Genomic DNA, 16211 nt, shown 5'->3' on the forward strand with positions numbered 1-16211 from the left:
GTCAACTCAGGGTTGACGGATCCCTGCCGTCAACCTACGGTTGACGCATGACGCAGAACTCGATCCCCATCCGCCTCGACGACCTCATCCACGCCATCCGCAAGGTCCATGACGATCCCCTCGATCAGCTGTCTGATGCCGTCGTCGCGGCGCAGCACCTGGGCGACGTCGCCGACAGCCTGATCGGGCATTTCGTCGATCAGGCCCGCCGGTCGGGCGCGTCGTGGACCGCGATCGGCACCAGCATGGGCGTGAGCAAACAGGCCGCTCAGAAGCGGTTCGTCGATCGCGTGTCGTCGGCGAACGACACCGACGCACCCGCCGCGGACAACCCGTTCTCGCGGTTCACGCCGCGTGCGGCGAATGTCCTGATGAGCGCGAACGCCGCCGCGGCCGCCGATCGGGCCGAGCACGTGACGCCCGCTCATATCGCGCAGTCCCTGACCGTCGAACCGACGTCTCTCGTCTTCGTCGTGCTGCGGGAGCTCGGCGTGGACGCCGATGCGTGGCGCGCAGCCGTCGCACCGCTGATCCCCGCGACGCGGGACCTCGCCGACGATGAGGCCACCAGCGTGGTGCCTTACGACGACGCGGCGAAGTCGGTGCTGGAGGCCACCGTCGGTGTCGCCCTCGAACTCGGGCACAACTACATCGGCACCGAGCATCTCCTGCTCGGGTTCTTCGCCGACCCGGCGCTGGCCGACACGATGACAGAGTTGGGCCTCACCGCCGATGCCATCCGCGCGACGATCGTGTCCGCGCTGGCGCAGGTGGTGGAACAGTCGTCGCCGACCGGATAGTCCACCGGCGCCGGGAGCGAAGCGAGCGGGCCGATCAAACCACCGGCGCCGGGAGCGAAGCGAGCGGGCCGATCAAACCACCGGCGCCGGGAGCGAAGCGAGCGGGCCGATCAAACCACCGGCGCCGGGAGCGAAGCGATTACTCGGGGGTGTCGGAGATGTAGTGCACGGCAGCCTCTTCCGCGGAGGCGCCGGCACCGTCGATGCCGGCGTCCTCGGCTACCGCCTCGGCCTCGGTGTCGATGCCCGACCCGGCGTCCGGCGCGATCAGGCGACCGGCCCGCCGGTCCCCGACCTCGTCATCCTCCTCGAACTCCTCATCCCGATCGGAATCGTGTGCGCGCCAATCGGTCCGAGAACGTTCCTCGGCGGTGATCTCGTCGAGCGGATCGACCGCACCGACGTCGGGCTCCTCCTCGGCCAGCCGCTCGTCGAGCGTCTCGCCCTCGGCCTGTTCGCGGGAGGTCAGCCCGTGGACGGCGCCCTTGGGGACATAGTCGGGCGGTGAGTACCCCTCGTCGAGGACGTCGTCGACGCCACGGTCGACCAGCGTGTCCTCGGGCTGCAGCTGATCGTCCTCGTCGAGGCTGTACTCGCCGTCCGAGCCCTCCGGGGTACTACCGATGTCGTCCTTCATCTCTGCCACGATGCCAGTCCGCCGGGACTCTCGCCAGGACAGCCCCGGACGTCGGGACGCGACCGGCGGTCGTCGGAGCGACTGGCTCGATTCGATCGAATCGCCGATGTCGGGGTCCCGGATCGGCGACAATGTCGAGGGTGATCGAGGAAATGCAGGCCGAGGCCCAGGCGCTGCTCTCGGCCGGTGAATACGACCACGCGCTGGCCGAGTTCTCCGTGCTCCGCGAGATCAGGTCGCGCCGTGAGGGACCGTATTCGGTGATGTACCTGTCCAATCTGCACGACTGCGTCCGGTGTATGTCGCATCTCATGCTGTGGTCCGACGCAAGTCATCTGTGTCGCGAATTGCACGGCAAGTACGTCCGGACGCATGGGCGGGCCGAAGCCGACACGGTCGATGTGGCGAAACACTGGGCGTGGGCGCTCGTGCACCTGCACGATTACCCACCGGCCATCCGGTTGTACCTGCTCACCGCCGACGCACTCTGGGAGTCCGATCCCGGCCAGGCGCAACGCCTTCTCGGCGCGGCGGTCATCCACCGGCACGACACCGATCCCCTCGCCCTGCTCTCGCCCGGCCTCATCGACGGCGTCGGTCTCCGCCACGCCGAGGAGGAGCGAGAGACGATCGCACGACTCGTGGCCGCCCTCGCCGACACCGGCGCGGTGTCGACGAGCACGGCCACGATCGATGGTCTGGCTTTCGCCTGATCCGTCAGACGACGTCGCGGCGGCGTCGTCGCATGATGTAGCTGTCGGCGCCCATCCGGCCGGCCGAGGTGTAGCCGACTGCCAGCAGGCCTGCGATCAGGGCGAGCGGCCACTCGTAACCGCCGTCCATGTTCCAGAACCCGGCGTCCCAGTGCACGAACACGATCGCGCCGATCATGTCCGCGATCAGCAGGGTCGCGACGATGGGCAGCAGCAGTCCCAGGATCAGCAGGATGCCACCGATCAGCTCGACCCAGGTGGCGTAGTACGCCGCCAGCTCCGGGTACGGCACGTCCATCCCGCCGGGCCCGAAGGCCACCTTGGTGGCGTCCATGCCCTGGGTGAACAACTTCTGCCAACCGTGGGCGATGAAGATGATGCCGAGTATCAGGCGCGCGAGAAACTGCGCCACACTACCGAATCCGCTCATTCCGCACTCCTCGAATCGATCGGGCGGGCCGGCTGCGCCGCCGCCAGGTACTCTCTCAGTGTCCGGGACAGCATCGCCCCGTCGGGGGTGAACTGCCGAATCGAGACATCACCACCCAACCGCAACCGCTTCGTGACCGGTCGCACTGCGTCGCCGACGCGACTCCTCGAAGCGCGTCACCGCACGTCAGCCCACCGGGCAGAACGGAGTAGGAGTCGAGAGTGCCGGGAAAGTTTGGGCTGGGTTCACGGGGCAACTCCGGGCAACCAGTGTTGGGTGCACCCGCCGACGTCCTCGATCCATACCTGCCCGACAACGGCAATCTGGGCTATCGGATCTCCCGGTATGACCTGGAGCTCGAGTACAAGGTGGCGAGCAATCGGCTCGAGGGGACCGCGGTCCTGACCGCGACGTCGTACGCCGAACTCAAGAAGTTCACTCTCGACCTGGCGAGTTCGCTCTCGGTGCACCGCGTGTCGGTCAACGACAAACGCGCCCGATACTCGCATCGCCACCACAAGCTGACCATCACGCCGGACACTCCGCTGCCCCCGGGTGGTGCCATGACCATCACGGTCCGGTATCACGGCAGCCCCCACCCGATCCGCGGTCCGTGGGGTGAGGTCGGCTGGGAGGAACTGACCGACGGCGCGCTCTGCGCGAACCAGCCCAACGGGGCGGCGTCGTGGTTCCCCTGTGACGACCACCCGAGCGCCAAGGCGCCGTATCGGATCTCGATCACCACCGACAGCCCGTATCACGCCCTGGCGAACGGCGTCCTGGAGTCCAAACGGGTCCGCGCCGCGCACACCACCTGGGTGTACGAGCAGGTGGAGCCGATGCCCACCTACCTGGCGTCGATCCAGATCGGCCAGTACAAGCAGATCTCGTTGGCGTCCAAGCCGATTCCGGTCTCGGGTCTGGTCCCCGCCCGCCTCGAGGAGAACTTCGGCATCGACTTCGGCCAGCAGACCGAGATGGTCTCGGCCTTCGTCGAGATGTTCGGGCCCTATCCCTTCCCCCGGTACACCGTCGTGGTGACCGACGACGAGCTCGAGATCCCCATCGAGGCGCAGAGTTTCTCCACCTTCGGAGCCAACCACTGCGACGGCAGCCGGCACGCGGAGCGGCTGATCGCCCACGAACTCGCCCATCAGTGGTTCGGCAACTCGGTGACCGCGGCCCGGTGGCGCGACATCTGGCTCCACGAGGGTTTCGCCTGTTACGCGGAGTGGCTGTGGAGTCAGCACTCGGGCGGCCGGAGCGCCGACGAGTGGGCGCGTCACTACTACGCGAAACTCGAATCGTCTCCGGTACGAGTGCCACTCGCCGATCCCGGCCCGCGCAAGATGTTCGACGACTGGATCTACAAGCGCGGCGCACTCACCCTGCACGCACTGCGGCTGACCATCGGTGACGGAGACTTCTTCGCCCTGTTGCGACGGTGGACCGACAAGTACCGCTACGGCTCGGTGACCACCGAGGACTTCATGGCGCTCGCGGCGACCCATTCGTCGAAGCCCCTCAGGGAACTCTGGGACGACTGGCTGTTCACGCCCGAACTGCCGCCCTTCCCCGGTCCGTCCTGACCCGTTCGATGACGACCGATCCGACGACGCCGGGTCCCGACCCGGGCGTGGCGGTCCCGCCCGGCGACGCCTCCGCCCGTTCGTTGGGGCGGGTCACGATCGCGACGGTGGTCGCGGCCGCGTCGGGATATGTCGTCCTGCTCCTGGCGGCCCGCCATCTCGGCGCCGTCGGTTATGGCGTGTTCGCCGTGTTCTGGGCGGCCTACGGTCTGGTGACCGGCGCGCAGAACGGACAGCTGCAGGAGACGACCCGGGCGGTGCGGACCGCGGCGTCGGAGGGTCTCGCCCGGTCGAGACCGCTCCTGGTGAACACCGGCATCGGTCTGGGCCTGGCCGTTCTCGTCCTCGTGTCGTCACCGCTGTGGAGCGGCCGGGTGTTCACCGAGAGTCGCGGACTGTCGGTGCTGCTGCTCGCCGTCGGCGTGGCGAGCTTCGCGGTGTACGCGCACCTGTGCGGTGCGTTGTCGGGACGACTGAACTGGTCGTCGTTCGCGGTGCTGCTGTCGGTCGACGCGCTGATCCGGCTGGCGGGGGCCGGGATCGCGGTGGCGGCCGGCTGGGGCACCACCGCGTTCCTCGTCGTCACCGTCATCGGATCCGTGTCGTGGTGCGTGGTGCTGGTGGTGTCGGCGACGGCCCGCCGCGCGATCGGCGTCGAAGGCGACATCCCGGCCCGGCGTCTGACGGTCAACACACTGACCGCGATGGCCGCTGCCGCGGCGAGCGCCGTCCTGGTCATGGGGTTTCCGGTCCTCATCAACCTCACCACCGACCTGCGCGGCGGGCCCGACGCCGACGACACCCGGACGATCGGCGCACTGATCCTCGCCGTCACCCTGACGCGGGCGCCGTTGCTGGTGCCGCTCAACAGCTTTCAAGGCGTTCTGATCTCACGGTTCGTCGACCGCCGCGACCGGAGGCTCGCGTCGCTCGGTGCGCCACTCGGGATCGTCGCCGCCGTCGGCGCGGTCGGGGTTCTCGGTGCGTGGCTGCTGGGTCCGTGGCTGCTGACGTCGGTGTTCGGTGCCGACTTCGATCTCGACGGGTCGGTCGTGGCGCTGCTGACACTCGGCGCGACCTGCCTGGCGCTGCTCACGGTCACCGGCGCCGCCGCGATCGCCGCGGGCGCCCACCGCTGGTATGCGGCGGGGTGGTGGGTGTCGACCCTCGTGGCCGTCGCGCTGCTGCTGCTGCCGTTCGACGTCGCGACCCGGACCTGCGCCGCCCTCGTCGTCGGCCCGCTGATCGGGCTCGGCGTGCATCTCGTCGGGGCGTTGCGGGCCTGACCCTTCGTGACGCTCGCAAGCTCGCTCCTCAGGGAGCAGGGGGTCCGCTCGCAAGCTCGCTCCTCAGGGAGCAGGGGGGTCTTTCGTTGAGGAGCGGGGCGCTCCTAGCTCCCGGACGACCTCCGCAACCGGCCGAGGCCCGCCCCGACGCGGGCGGAGAGGTGATTCAGTCTCGACGTCGCGTGCCACCTGGCGGCGCGCGCCGCCGTCGGCCAGCCGCGCGCGGCGCAGCGTTCGGCTTCCTCGGCGAAGAAGCGGTTCTCCTCGGCGAACCGCCGACCGTCGACCGCCTGGACCGAACTCACCGAGGCGCTGTGCCTGCGGTAGGAGAAGACGACCTCGGGGTCGTAGACCAGCGACCCGTCGGCACTCGCGAGGTCGACGAGGAGCGCGAGGTCGAGGACGATCTCGAGGCCCGGACGGAACCCGACCTCGCGGACAGCGGCGGTCCGCCACAGCAGGGACGGGAAGTAGGTCCAGTTGCCGTGATACAGCGTCGTCGCGAGCCGTTCCCCGGCCAGCACGGTCGCTCGCGGCGGGGCGAGAACCGACTTGATCCGGTCGCCCAGGGGCGTGACGGCCCGGCCGTTCTCGTCGATGACATCGACTCCGGGCGCGATGACCGCGGCGTCGGGATGGTGACGGGCCAGCGTGCGGACGGTGCTCAGGTAGTCCCGGCGCATGAGGTCGTCGCATCCCATGACGACGAACCAGTCGGCGGTCACCAGGTCGACACAGCGGCGGAAGTTCCCGTTCACGCCCAGATTGGTCTCGTTGCGCAGGTAGTGCACCCGAGCATCACCGAGCGATTCCAGCCACCGTCGGGGCGTCGGATCCGGATAACAGTCGTCGACGACCACCAGGCGCAACTCCGGGTCGTTCTGCTCGAGAACACTGGTCACCGCCTGCTGGAACCGGGCGACGTCGCCGTAATACGGCATCATCACGTCGATCGTCACCGGACAAGACTAACCAGGTCCGAACCCCCTGCCGCGCACGAGGCGTGCCGGACGACAGGCACCACGTGGGAGCGGGTTAGGGTTGTTGACCATGGCCGACCCCAGTACCAACGCCGACGTGTGGCTGGTGGTACCCGTTTTCAACGAGGGCCAGGTGATCCGCGAGGTGGCATCCCGAGCCCGCGAGACGTTCCCCAACATCGTCTGTGTCGACGACGGCAGTTCGGACAACTCGGCCGAGGAGATCAGGGCCGCGGGCGTGCATCTGGTGCGCCACCCCGTGAACCTCGGTCAGGGCGCCGCCATCCAGACCGGGGTCGAGTACGCGCGTCGCCGGCCGGGGGCCCGGTTCTTCGTGACCTTCGACGCCGACGGCCAGCACCAGGTCGACGACGTCTCGGCGATGATCGAGCGGTTGCGGCGCGAACCGGTCGACATCATCGTCGGCACACGATTCGCCGACGGTCGCAGCGAATCGGTTCCGCTGCTGCGCCGGATGGCGTTGCGCACCATCGTGTTCTTGAGTCCGCGCACCCGCCGCCTCGGATTGTCCGACGCGCACAACGGACTTCGGGCCTTCAACAAGACCGTGGCCGATCAGCTCGATCTGCTCATGAGCGGGATGAGCCACGCGTCGGAGTTCATCGCGCTGATCGATCACCACCGGTGGCGGGTGGCCGAGCAGCCGGTGACGATCCTCTACACCGACTATTCACGGGCGAAGGGACAGTCGCTGATCAACGGGGTCAACATCGTCGCCGATGGGCTCTTCCACACGCGGATGAGGAAGTGATGCCACGATGATCTGGTTCCAGATCCTCGCGATCCTCGGTCTGGTCGCGCTCGTCGGCTTCTTCGTGGTGAACCGCGGAACGGCTCGCGCGTCGGCGGGAGTCAAGCTGTTGTTCGTCGCGTTCATCGGATTCGGCCTCTACGCGATGCTGCGTCAAGACGATGTCACATGGGTCGCCAACAAGATCGGCATCCAGCGCGGGCTCGACCTGGTGCTGTTCCTGTTGGTCATCGCGTTCGCGTTCACCACGGTGTCGACGTACCTGCGGTTCCGCGACCTGGAGGTCAAATACGCGCGACTGGCCCGCGCGATCGCGCTGCAGGACGCCGAGCGCGAGAACCGCGGAACGGGCGACTAACCTCCTACCGTCATCCGCTGCGCCGCAGAATTCTCCGACTCCGGCGACTCGTCCGGATCACCGACGGCAGAACGGCTTTCGATCGCGGCCATCTGGAACATGGTGGCGACGATGGATGCGTACAGCACGAGTTCACCGACGTTGCCCAGCCAGAGAAGCGACATACCGGCGGCCGCGGTGACGAGCATCGTCACCGACCCCGCGAGAAGCCAGAACGATCCTGTCTGACGCCACGCGGACACACCGATCGCGATGAGCAGCAGCACCGTGCCCAGCGCGGGGATCGGCGGGCCGGCGGCCGCCGCGTTCGCGTACCGCAGCGCGTCACCGTCGGTCGCCGGCGTCAGTTCCAGCGCCATGAAGAGTTCGACGATCCCGACGACCACCAGTGTGGTGACCAGCACGACCCCGACCACGACGACCGAGCGGCTCCAGCGAACTCCCAGCCGCCGCGCCACGATGGCCGTGGCCACCACGATCAGCGGCGTCATGATCCCGTGAATCCAGAACCGCGGCAGATTGATCGCAAGGAGAACGTCGCCGAATCCGACCACGCGCCCGACGGCGACCGCCGCATTGTCGAACGTCAGCGCCACCCCGAGGAGACCCACCGACAAGGCCACCGCCCCGCACCGTCGCCACAGGTAGACCGCGCACGCGGTCAACGCGATCATGCCGAGCCCGATCGCGGCCATGATCGCCGAGTTCCCCAGCAGTTCTGTGAGCATCCGCTCGCCACCTCCCATCACTCAGCCTACTGAACAATTCATAGACCGAGCGTCGGTGGACGGCTCGCCCAAGACCCTGCCCCTCAGGCCTTGCGTCTACGTATACATCTACTTATAGTTAGCGCATGCCCAACAAGACGATCTATGTCTCCGACGAGGACATCAAGGTCCTCGAACGTGCGCAACAGGTGTCGGGAGGCAATCTCTCCGGCGCGGTCGTGGAGGCGCTGCGCGCCTATGTGCGAGCGGCCGACTACCGCGACGCCGGCTACGAGGAAGTGGTACTCCGGGACGGACCCGACGGCGTCCGACGCAAACGGTTTTTCGGGAGACTCCTCGCCGAGGAGACCGAGTACGACGAGACCACCGGCAACGCAACAAAATTGAGTGCCTACGAGGGCCGGACGGGCAAGATCGTCCTCGCGGTGCACCACGTCGACTGGGCGAATTACGGTGTGACACATCGACAGAAGACCGGCAACTGGTTGAAGGACCTCACCGGACTGCCCAGCGTCCGCAGCCTGTTCACCGCCGACCTGCCCGACTGGGGCGACTACCGCGTCGACATCGTCGACACCGCCGATCAACTCAAACCCCTTGTCCCCGAGCGTTTCTACGCACGCACCGCGGCGGCCCTCCGACCCGAGGTCGAAGACCTGGATGTGTGACAGTCGAAGACCTGGATGTGTGACAGTCGAAGACCCTTCGTGACGCTTCGCTCCTCAGGGAGCAGGGGGTGCGTCACCTCCGCCCCCTGAGGAGCCCCGGAGCCTGCGGAGGGGCGTCACCTCCGCCCCCTGAGGAGCCCCGGAGCCTGCGGAGGGGCGTCACCTCCGCCCCCTGAGGAGCCCCGGAGCCTGCGGAGGGGCGTCACGAAGGGTCACGGCACGGCTGCGACCCACCCGTCCGCACCGCTGAACAACCGAGCACTCCCGGCGACGTCCTCAGGGACGATCGTCCACCCAAACATGCACACATGCGCATGTATTTATTTATGAACGTCAACCACAGGGAGCACGATCATGACAACGACCGCCATCCGCGCCACCGGACTCACGAAGTCCTTCGGCGACCACACCGTCCTCGACGGTATCGATCTCGAGGTCTCCGCCGGCAGCGTGTTCGCGCTGCTCGGTCCCAACGGCTCGGGAAAGACGACCACGGTCAAGATCCTGTCCACGCTGTCGCATCAGGACGCCGGCGATGTGGAGATCGCCGGCCTGGATCCGCGTACCGACCGCGCCGCGATCTGCGCGCAGATCGGTCTGACCGGCCAGTTCGCCGCGGTCGACACGTTGCTGACCGGACGGGAGAACCTCACCATGGTTGCCCGGTTGCGGCACCTGCCGAAGACGGCGGCCCGTGAACGGGTCGATCGATTACTCGCCGACTTCGACCTCACCGACGCCGCGGACCGTCGGGTTGCCGACTACTCCGGCGGCATGACCAGACGCCTCGACCTGGCCATGACGCTGGTGGGCGAGCCGTCGATCATCTTTCTCGACGAGCCGACGACCGGACTCGACCCACGGTCCCGCCGGGCGGTCTGGGACACCGTGCGCGGTCTCGTCGCCGGCGGCACCACCATCTTCCTCACCACCCAGTACCTCGAGGAGGCGGATCATCTCGCCGACCGCATCGCCGTGCTCGACCGGGGCCGGATCGTGGCCGAGGGCACAGCGGCCGAACTGAAACGACTTGTCCCCGGCGGGTACATCCGGATCGACTTCACCGACGCCCACGACCTCGAACGAGCGCGGGTCCGCTTTCCGGCGGCTGTCGACACCCCGGGCGAGAGCACCCTCGCCGTGCCGGGGGGCGCCGGCATCGGCGCTGTCCGGGACGTCCTGGCCACTCTCGACGAGGCAGGCATCGACGCCGCCGGGATCTCGGTGCACACACCGGATCTCGACGATGTCTTCCTCACCATCACCGGCCGCACCGCGGCCACCACCAACTGAGGAGAAGCCATGACCACCACGCTCGACCACACCCTGTCGGACTCCGCCGTGATGGTGCGCCGCAACCTGATCCGGTTACGGCGCTACCCCACCATGATGTTCTCGACCATCGCCATGCCGGTCGTGATCCTGCTGATGATGACCTATTTCTTCGGCGGCGCCATCGAGAGCGCGCTGTCCGCGGACGGACCGATCGACGGCAGATACATCAACTATCTGCTGCCCGGCCTGCTCCTCTTCGTGCCGTCGTTCCTGACGGTGGCGGTGGCCGTCTCGGTCAACCAGGACGTCACCGAGGGCATCATCAACCGGTTGCGATCGCTGGCCACTCCCCCGACGGCGATCCTGGCGGGGCACTTCGTCGGCGCCCTGATCCAGGGTGTCGTCGCGGTCTGCTTCCTGCTCGCGGTGGCCTTCGCACTCGGCTTCCGTGCCGACGCGACGCTGCTCGACTGGTTCGCCGCCGGTGGCCTGCTTCTGCTGCTGACCGCGGGTCTGGTGTGGATCGCGGTTGCCATGGGCGTCGTCGCGCCGAACCCGGAGAGTGCGAGCAACATGCCCCTGCCACTGCTGTTCCTGCCCTACCTGGGCAGTGGGCTGGTCCCGACGGACAGCATGCCGAACGGCGTGCGCCAGTTCGCCGAATACCAACCTTTCAGTCCCATCGCGGACACGCTGCGCGGCCTCCTCATGGGTCTCGACATCAGCGATCGCTGGCCGTGGGCCCTGGGATGGTGCGTGGTGTTCTTGGTGGTCGGCTACTTCTGGGCGGTCACCGCGTTCCGTCGGTCGACCAACGGGTGACGTCCACCCGACCCGGCCCGACCCGGCACGTGTACGGCCACGCCGTACACGTGCCGGCGTTCGGACGCCTCAGTTCCGTCGGGATCGCAGGAACTCGGCCACCTCGTCGTGACTCGGGAGCAGGCCCGACTCACGCGCCTCGGTGAGCCCCGGCGCCGCGGTGTCCTTCGGGGAGAGTTCGAATTCCAGTGGTGAACCGTCGCGTGCCTGTGTCGGCCAGTCGATGGCGAGTTCGGGGTCGAGCGGGTTGATGCCGTGTTCACCGGTCGGGTTGTAGCCGGTGGAGCAGAGGTAGGTCACCGTCGAGTTGTCGGCGAGCGCGCAGAACGCGTGTCCGAGGCCCTCCGAGAGGTAGACCGCACGACGGTCGACATCGTCGAGGAGGACGGTGTCGTATGTACCGAAAGTGGGTGAGCCGACGCGGATGTCGACGATGACATCGAGAATCGCACCGGTGGGACAGGTGACGTACTTCGCCTGCCCGGGCGGGACATCGGCGAAGTGGACACCGCGGAGCACGCCGGCCGCGGACACCGAGAGGTTCACCTGCGCGAGGTCGAAGCGGTGACCGATGGCCTCTTCCACCACGTCGGCCTTGAACGCCTCCGCGAACAACCCCCGGGCGTCGCCGTGCTGGACCGGGGTGAACTCCCAGGCGCCCTCGATGGCGAGTGGGCGGACCTTCATGAGAAGCCTTTCGCGTCAGAAACCCTTGCCACGCTGAAGGAGCTCCAGCAGATAGTCACCGTAACCCGACTTGCGCAGTGTGTCGGCCCGAGCCCGCAGGGCCTCGTCGTCGAGATAGCCCTGTCGCCACGCGATCTCCTCCGGGACAGCGATTTTCAACCCTTGACGCTGTTCGACGGTGCGTACGAAGTTGCCGGCGTCGAGGAGGCTGTCGAACGTGCCGGTGTCGAGCCAGGCCGTGCCGCGGGGCAGCACGGTGACCGACAGCTTGCCGCGGTCGAGGTAATGCGCGTTGACGTCGGTGATCTCGTATTCGCCACGGGCGCTGGGCTCGAGGTCACGGGCGATGTCGACGACGTCGTTGTCGTAGAAGTACAGGCCGGGTACCGCGAAGTTCGACTTCGGGTCGGCGGGCTTCTCTTCCAACGAGATGGCGGTGCCGTCGGCGTCGAAGTCGACCACGCCGTAGGCCTCCGGGTTGGCCACCCAGTAGGCGAACACCGCACCGCCGTCGACGTTCTCGAAACCCTGCAACCGGCTGCCGAGTCCGGGGCCGTAGAAGATGTTGTCGCCGAGCACGAGTGCGACCGACTCGGTGCCGATGTGATCGGCGCCGAGCACGAAGGCCTGGGCGAGGCCGTCCGGGGAGGGTTGTGTCTTGTAGGTCAGGTTGATGCCGAACTGATCGCCGCTGCCGAGCAGGTTCTCGAACGCCGGGGCGTCGTGCGGGGTGGTGATGATCAGGATGTCGCGGATGCCGGCCAGCATGAGCGTCGAGAGCGGGTAGTAGATCATCGGCTTGTCGTAGACCGGGACGAGCTGCTTGCTCACCCCCTGCGTGATGGGGTGCAGCCGCGTGCCCGTACCGCCGGCCAGGATGATCCCTCTCATGGCGATCAGGGTAATGCCCGACACCCTGGACGACGGCATGCGAGTCGGGCCGCCATGCGCTCGGCCGGGACGACGACACCGGCTCCTCGGTAGAGTGACGGCGTCCACCGACCTCGACGAAAGGCCTCGCACGTGCGTGTTCTCGTGACCGGGGGTGCCGGGTTCATCGGCGCCAACTTCGTGCTCCGCACGCTGGCCACCCGCCCCAACACCTCGATCCGGGTCCTGGACAAACTCACCTACGCCGCCAACCCCGACACCCTCGCCCCGGTCGCCGACCGCGTCGAACTCGTCGAGGGCGACATCACCGACACCGCCCTCGTCGACCGACTCGTCGCCGAGACCGACCTCGTCGTGCACTTCGCCGCCGAATCCCACAACGACAACTCCCTGGCCGATCCCTCGGCCTTCGTCACCACCAACCTCGTGGGCACCTACACCCTGCTCGAAGCCGTCCGCACCCACCAGGTGCGCTACCACCACATCAGCACCGACGAGGTGTACGGCGACCTCGACCTCGACGACACCGCCCGCTTCACCGAGACCACCGCCTACAACCCCTCGAGTCCCTACTCCTCGACCAAGGCCGGCAGCGACCTGCTCGTCCGCGCCTGGGTCCGATCCTTCGGCGTGGCCGCGACCATCTCCAACTGCTCCAACAACTACGGCCCCTACCAGCACATCGAGAAGTTCATCCCCCGCCAGATCACCAACGTGCTCTCCGGCGTCCGCCCCAAGCTCTACGGCGACGGCCGCAACATCCGCGACTGGATCCACGTCGACGACCACAACGACGCCGTGTGGACCATCATCGACCGCGGCCGGATCGGCGAGACCTACCTCATCGGCGCCGACGGCGAAGTCGACAACCGCACCGTCGTGGAAACCATCCTCGAACTCCTCGACCAACCCACCGACGCCTTCGACTTCGTCACCGACCGCCCCGGCCACGACCGCCGCTACGCCATCGACTCCACCCGCCTACGCACCGAACTCGGCTGGACCCCCTCCTACCTCGACTTCCGCGCCGGCCTGGCCGCCACCATCGCCTGGTACCGCGACCACCCCGCCTGGTGGCAACCCATCAAAGAAGCAGTCGAACAGAAATACGCCACCACCGAACGCGTCACCGGCTGACCGCGGCACTTGGCCCGTTCCCAGGGTCGCGGCTTACGGTGGTCGTCATGCGCGTACTCGTGAGCGGAGGCGCGGGCTACATCGGCTCGCACACCGTCATCCAATTGGTCTCGGCCGGACACGACGTGGTCATCGTCGACGATTTCAGCAATGCCAAACCGACCGTCGTCGGTCGGCTCGAGGCGCTGACCGAGCGTTCCATCCCGGTGCACGCCTTCGACCTCGCCGACGTCGACAAGACGGAGCACTTCTTCGCGCACGAGGACATCGACGCAGTCATCCACTTCGCGGGGTACAAGGCGGTCGGCGAGTCGGTGGCCAAACCGCTCGACTACTACCAGAACAACCTCGGCACGACGTTCGCGCTGCTCCGCGCGATGGAGCGCCACGACGTGCACACGCTGGTGTTCTCGTCGTCGGCGACGGTCTACGGAGCCGAGCCCGAGCTGCCGATGACCGAGGACCTGCCCACGTCGGCCACGAATCCGTACGGCTGGACCAAGGTGATGATCGAGCAGATCCTGCGCGATGTCGCCGCGAGTTCGGATGCCTGGCGTATCGCGGCGCTGCGCTATTTCAATCCCGTGGGTGCACACCCGAGCGGGCAGATCGGTGAGGATCCATCGGGCATCCCCAACAACCTGATGCCGTTCGTCGCGCAGGTCGCGGTCGGCCGACGCGAGAAGCTGGTGGTCTTCGGCGACGACTACGACACCCCGGACGGCACCGGTGTCCGCGATTACATCCACGTCGACGACCTGGCCGCGGGCCACGTGGCGGCGCTCGACCGGATCAGCACCGGCGAGACCGGCATGTCGACGTGGAATCTCGGTACCGGTCAGGGTGTTTCGGTCCTGCAGGTCGTGCACGCGTTCGAGGAGGCCAGCGGCCGGCCGATCCCCTACGAGGTGGCCCCGCGCCGCGCCGGCGACATCGCCGCCTCCTATGCCGATCCGAGTCGCGCGAACGCCGACCTGAACTGGCGTGCCACCAAGACCATCGACGACATGTGCGCCGACACGTGGCGGTGGCAGTCGGGCAACCCTAAGGGCTATCCCGACGCCTGAGTCGATCCACCGCTCGTCAGGCGGGCACGTGCGGGTCGTCGGGGTCGGTGATCGCGTCGGTGGCCCAGCCGATGTAGCGCTCGGCGGAGGTCTCGACGACCTCACGTGCGTCGTCCTCCACGACGACGCCGAACGCGTCATAGAGGCGGTCGAAGCGGAGCTCGCCGACCCGCTCGACGATCTGGCGAACGAGTCGCGGCGACAGCGGGATCATGTTCGGGTAGCTGCGCATGAACGTCACCATGCCCGGCTGCATCACGCCCTTGATGGTGTCGCCGGTCAGCAGCGCACCCCGACCGTCCGCGGCGTCGGGTAGATGCAATACCGCGCTGCCGGGAAAATGGCCGCCGCACTGGACGAGTCGGACCCCGCCGAGGACCTCGGTGCTGTCCGACCACAAGCGGACGACCGGGTCGGGGCGGGTGACCCATCGCCGGTCGGAGTCGTTGTAGAACACCGGGACCCGACCGAAGCGGTGACTGAGGGACACGCTCGCCCCGACGAGGTGGGGGTGGCTCGCGGCGAGGGCGGCGACGCCCCCGTGGGCGTCGAGCCAGTCCACCAGGGACGGCCCGATGAAGCCCGGCGGCTCCCAGAGGATGTTCCCCTCGGTCGTGCCGACGAGCAGGGCGCGCTGACCGATCCCGACGGGCGGCTGCACCGACAGCGCGGTGAGCCCGGGTTCCAGTTCCTGCACGGTCAGTGCGTTGTCGGCGGTCTCGTCGAGCCGGGTCCAGCTCGGTCCGCTGACCGGCAGCCACTGTCGGTCGTCGTCGCAGATCGGGCACGTCGCGGGCGGCGCCTCGCCCGGCGGGAACTCGTTGGCACAGAAGACACACATCCAGGGACGCATGTCCCGACGCTAGCCCCTGCTCGTGAGGCACAGGGGTGTTTGGCCGCGTCCCTCCCGGCACCTGACCGGTGAGCGGCGCCTCCCCTGCTCCCCTGCACCCTGAGGAGCGAGCTTGCGAGCCCGACCATGCTCCCTGAGGAGCGAGCTTGCGAGCCCGACCCCTGCTCCCTGAGGAGCGAGCTTGCGAGCCCGACCCCTGCTCCCTGAGGAGCGAGCTTGCGAGCGTCACGAAGACATCCCAGGGGTGCAAGGTGTCAAGCGGCGAGGTTGGTGCGGTGGTGCCAGGCGGTGTGTTCGTTGTAGAGGGTTCGGTGGGTGAGGCAGCCGTGGAGGATGCCGACGAGCCGGTTGGCGACCGCGCGTAGTGCTTGGGTGTGGGACTTCTTCTGGTCGCGGAGATTGTCGTAGTAGGCGCGGGCGCCGGGGCTACCGGTCAGCGCGCCTTGGGCCATGCACGTGGCGGCGGCGTTGAGTCGGGTGTTGCGGATATGGCGGGCCAACACGACGTGGCCTTTGCC

At 67.8% G+C, this 16211-nt stretch carries 18 protein-coding genes and 1 pseudogene; 11 read left to right on the top strand and 8 right to left on the bottom strand.

From position 1 onward, the window contains the following. Positions 1–47 precede the first annotated feature (47 nt). Complete coding sequence (locus CA982_RS16175; protein ID WP_086536287.1) at positions 48–800, top strand: Clp protease N-terminal domain-containing protein; 753 nt, start codon at positions 48–50, stop codon at positions 798–800. A 139-nt stretch (positions 801–939) separates the two neighbouring features. Here CA982_RS16175 and CA982_RS16180 read toward each other — a convergent pair whose 3' ends face one another. Continuing rightward, the gene (locus CA982_RS16180; protein WP_086536315.1) at positions 940–1437 is read right to left on the bottom strand and encodes a DUF5709 domain-containing protein; all 498 of its coding nucleotides are present in this window, start codon (positions 1435–1437) and stop codon (positions 940–942) included. Between the two features lie 131 nt (positions 1438–1568). Here CA982_RS16180 and CA982_RS16185 point away from each other — a divergent pair, with 131 nt between their 5' ends. Next, positions 1569–2150 (top strand): hypothetical protein, encoded by a 582-nt coding sequence (locus CA982_RS16185; RefSeq protein ID WP_208617966.1) that lies wholly within the window; start codon positions 1569–1571, stop codon positions 2148–2150. 4 nt (positions 2151–2154) lie between these two features. Here CA982_RS16185 and CA982_RS16190 read toward each other — a convergent pair whose 3' ends face one another. Further along, positions 2155–2580, bottom strand: coding sequence for a DoxX family protein (locus CA982_RS16190; RefSeq protein ID WP_004019708.1), 426 nt, complete (start codon positions 2578–2580; stop codon positions 2155–2157). A gap of 221 nt (positions 2581–2801) precedes the next feature. On the opposite strand from CA982_RS16190, the gene CA982_RS16195 reads away from it, so the two are divergent. After that, positions 2802–4169: a M1 family metallopeptidase gene (locus CA982_RS16195; protein WP_086536288.1), complete on the top strand. Its 1368-nt coding sequence runs from the start codon at positions 2802–2804 to the stop codon at positions 4167–4169. A gap of 8 nt (positions 4170–4177) precedes the next feature. Next, entirely contained in the window at positions 4178–5455 is a 1278-nt protein-coding gene (locus tag CA982_RS16200) for a polysaccharide biosynthesis protein (RefSeq protein ID WP_086536289.1), read from the top strand. A 104-nt stretch (positions 5456–5559) separates the two neighbouring features. Here the strand turns inward: CA982_RS16200 and CA982_RS16205 are convergent, their stop codons facing one another. Then, the gene (locus tag CA982_RS16205; RefSeq protein WP_086536290.1) at positions 5560–6414 is read right to left on the bottom strand and encodes a glycosyltransferase family 2 protein; all 855 of its coding nucleotides are present in this window, start codon (positions 6412–6414) and stop codon (positions 5560–5562) included. A 91-nt stretch (positions 6415–6505) separates the two neighbouring features. Between CA982_RS16205 and CA982_RS16210 the strand changes: the two genes are divergently transcribed. Further along, positions 6506–7207: a glycosyltransferase family 2 protein gene (locus tag CA982_RS16210; protein WP_086536291.1), complete on the top strand. Its 702-nt coding sequence runs from the start codon at positions 6506–6508 to the stop codon at positions 7205–7207. A gap of 7 nt (positions 7208–7214) precedes the next feature. Beyond that, complete coding sequence (locus CA982_RS16215; RefSeq protein WP_086536292.1) at positions 7215–7565, top strand: DUF2304 domain-containing protein; 351 nt, start codon at positions 7215–7217, stop codon at positions 7563–7565. Here CA982_RS16215 and CA982_RS16220 read toward each other — a convergent pair. Further along, on the bottom strand, positions 7562–8293 hold the full coding sequence (locus CA982_RS16220; protein ID WP_244176315.1) for a hypothetical protein: 732 nt from the start codon (positions 8291–8293) through the stop codon (positions 7562–7564). The genes CA982_RS16215 and CA982_RS16220 overlap by 4 nt on opposite strands. Positions 8294–8418: 125 nt before the next feature. On the opposite strand from CA982_RS16220, the gene CA982_RS16225 reads away from it, so the two are divergent. The 3 genes from CA982_RS16225 (at position 8419) to CA982_RS16235 (ending at position 11058) form a co-directional block, all read left to right on the top strand. Continuing rightward, positions 8419–8961, top strand: coding sequence for an EXLDI protein (locus CA982_RS16225; RefSeq protein ID WP_086536294.1), 543 nt, complete (start codon positions 8419–8421; stop codon positions 8959–8961). 354 nt (positions 8962–9315) lie between these two features. Beyond that, positions 9316–10254 carry an ABC transporter ATP-binding protein gene (locus CA982_RS16230; protein WP_086536295.1) on the top strand — a complete coding sequence of 313 codons (939 nt, stop codon included), beginning with the start codon at positions 9316–9318 and terminating at the stop codon, positions 10252–10254. A gap of 9 nt (positions 10255–10263) precedes the next feature. Next, on the top strand, positions 10264–11058 hold the full coding sequence (locus CA982_RS16235) for an ABC transporter permease (RefSeq protein WP_086536296.1): 795 nt from the start codon (positions 10264–10266) through the stop codon (positions 11056–11058). A 69-nt stretch (positions 11059–11127) separates the two neighbouring features. Here CA982_RS16235 and CA982_RS16240 read toward each other — a convergent pair whose 3' ends face one another. Further along, positions 11128–11745, bottom strand: coding sequence for a dTDP-4-dehydrorhamnose 3,5-epimerase family protein (locus tag CA982_RS16240; protein ID WP_086536297.1), 618 nt, complete (start codon positions 11743–11745; stop codon positions 11128–11130). A 15-nt stretch (positions 11746–11760) separates the two neighbouring features. Further along, on the bottom strand, positions 11761–12636 hold the full coding sequence (gene rfbA, locus CA982_RS16245) for a glucose-1-phosphate thymidylyltransferase RfbA (RefSeq protein WP_086536298.1): 876 nt from the start codon (positions 12634–12636) through the stop codon (positions 11761–11763). Positions 12637–12768: 132 nt separating this feature from the next. Between rfbA and rfbB the strand changes: the two genes are divergently transcribed. Further along, on the top strand, positions 12769–13773 hold the full coding sequence (gene rfbB / locus CA982_RS16250; protein WP_086536299.1) for a dTDP-glucose 4,6-dehydratase: 1005 nt from the start codon (positions 12769–12771) through the stop codon (positions 13771–13773). A 47-nt stretch (positions 13774–13820) separates the two neighbouring features. Beyond that, positions 13821–14840 carry a UDP-glucose 4-epimerase GalE gene (galE, locus tag CA982_RS16255; RefSeq protein ID WP_086536300.1) on the top strand — a complete coding sequence of 340 codons (1020 nt, stop codon included), beginning with the start codon at positions 13821–13823 and terminating at the stop codon, positions 14838–14840. 16 nt (positions 14841–14856) lie between these two features. Here galE and CA982_RS16260 read toward each other — a convergent pair whose 3' ends face one another. Both CA982_RS16260 and CA982_RS16265 read right to left on the bottom strand, forming a co-directional pair. Further along, a complete protein-coding gene (locus tag CA982_RS16260) occupies positions 14857–15693 on the bottom strand; it encodes an MBL fold metallo-hydrolase (protein ID WP_086536301.1) in 837 nt (278 codons plus the stop codon). A 254-nt stretch (positions 15694–15947) separates the two neighbouring features. Next, positions 15948–16211: pseudogene (locus tag CA982_RS16265) on the bottom strand (IS110 family transposase); the annotation flags it as partial.

This window comes from Gordonia lacunae, assembly GCF_002149015.1.
Lineage (GTDB): Bacteria > Actinomycetota > Actinomycetes > Mycobacteriales > Mycobacteriaceae > Gordonia > Gordonia lacunae.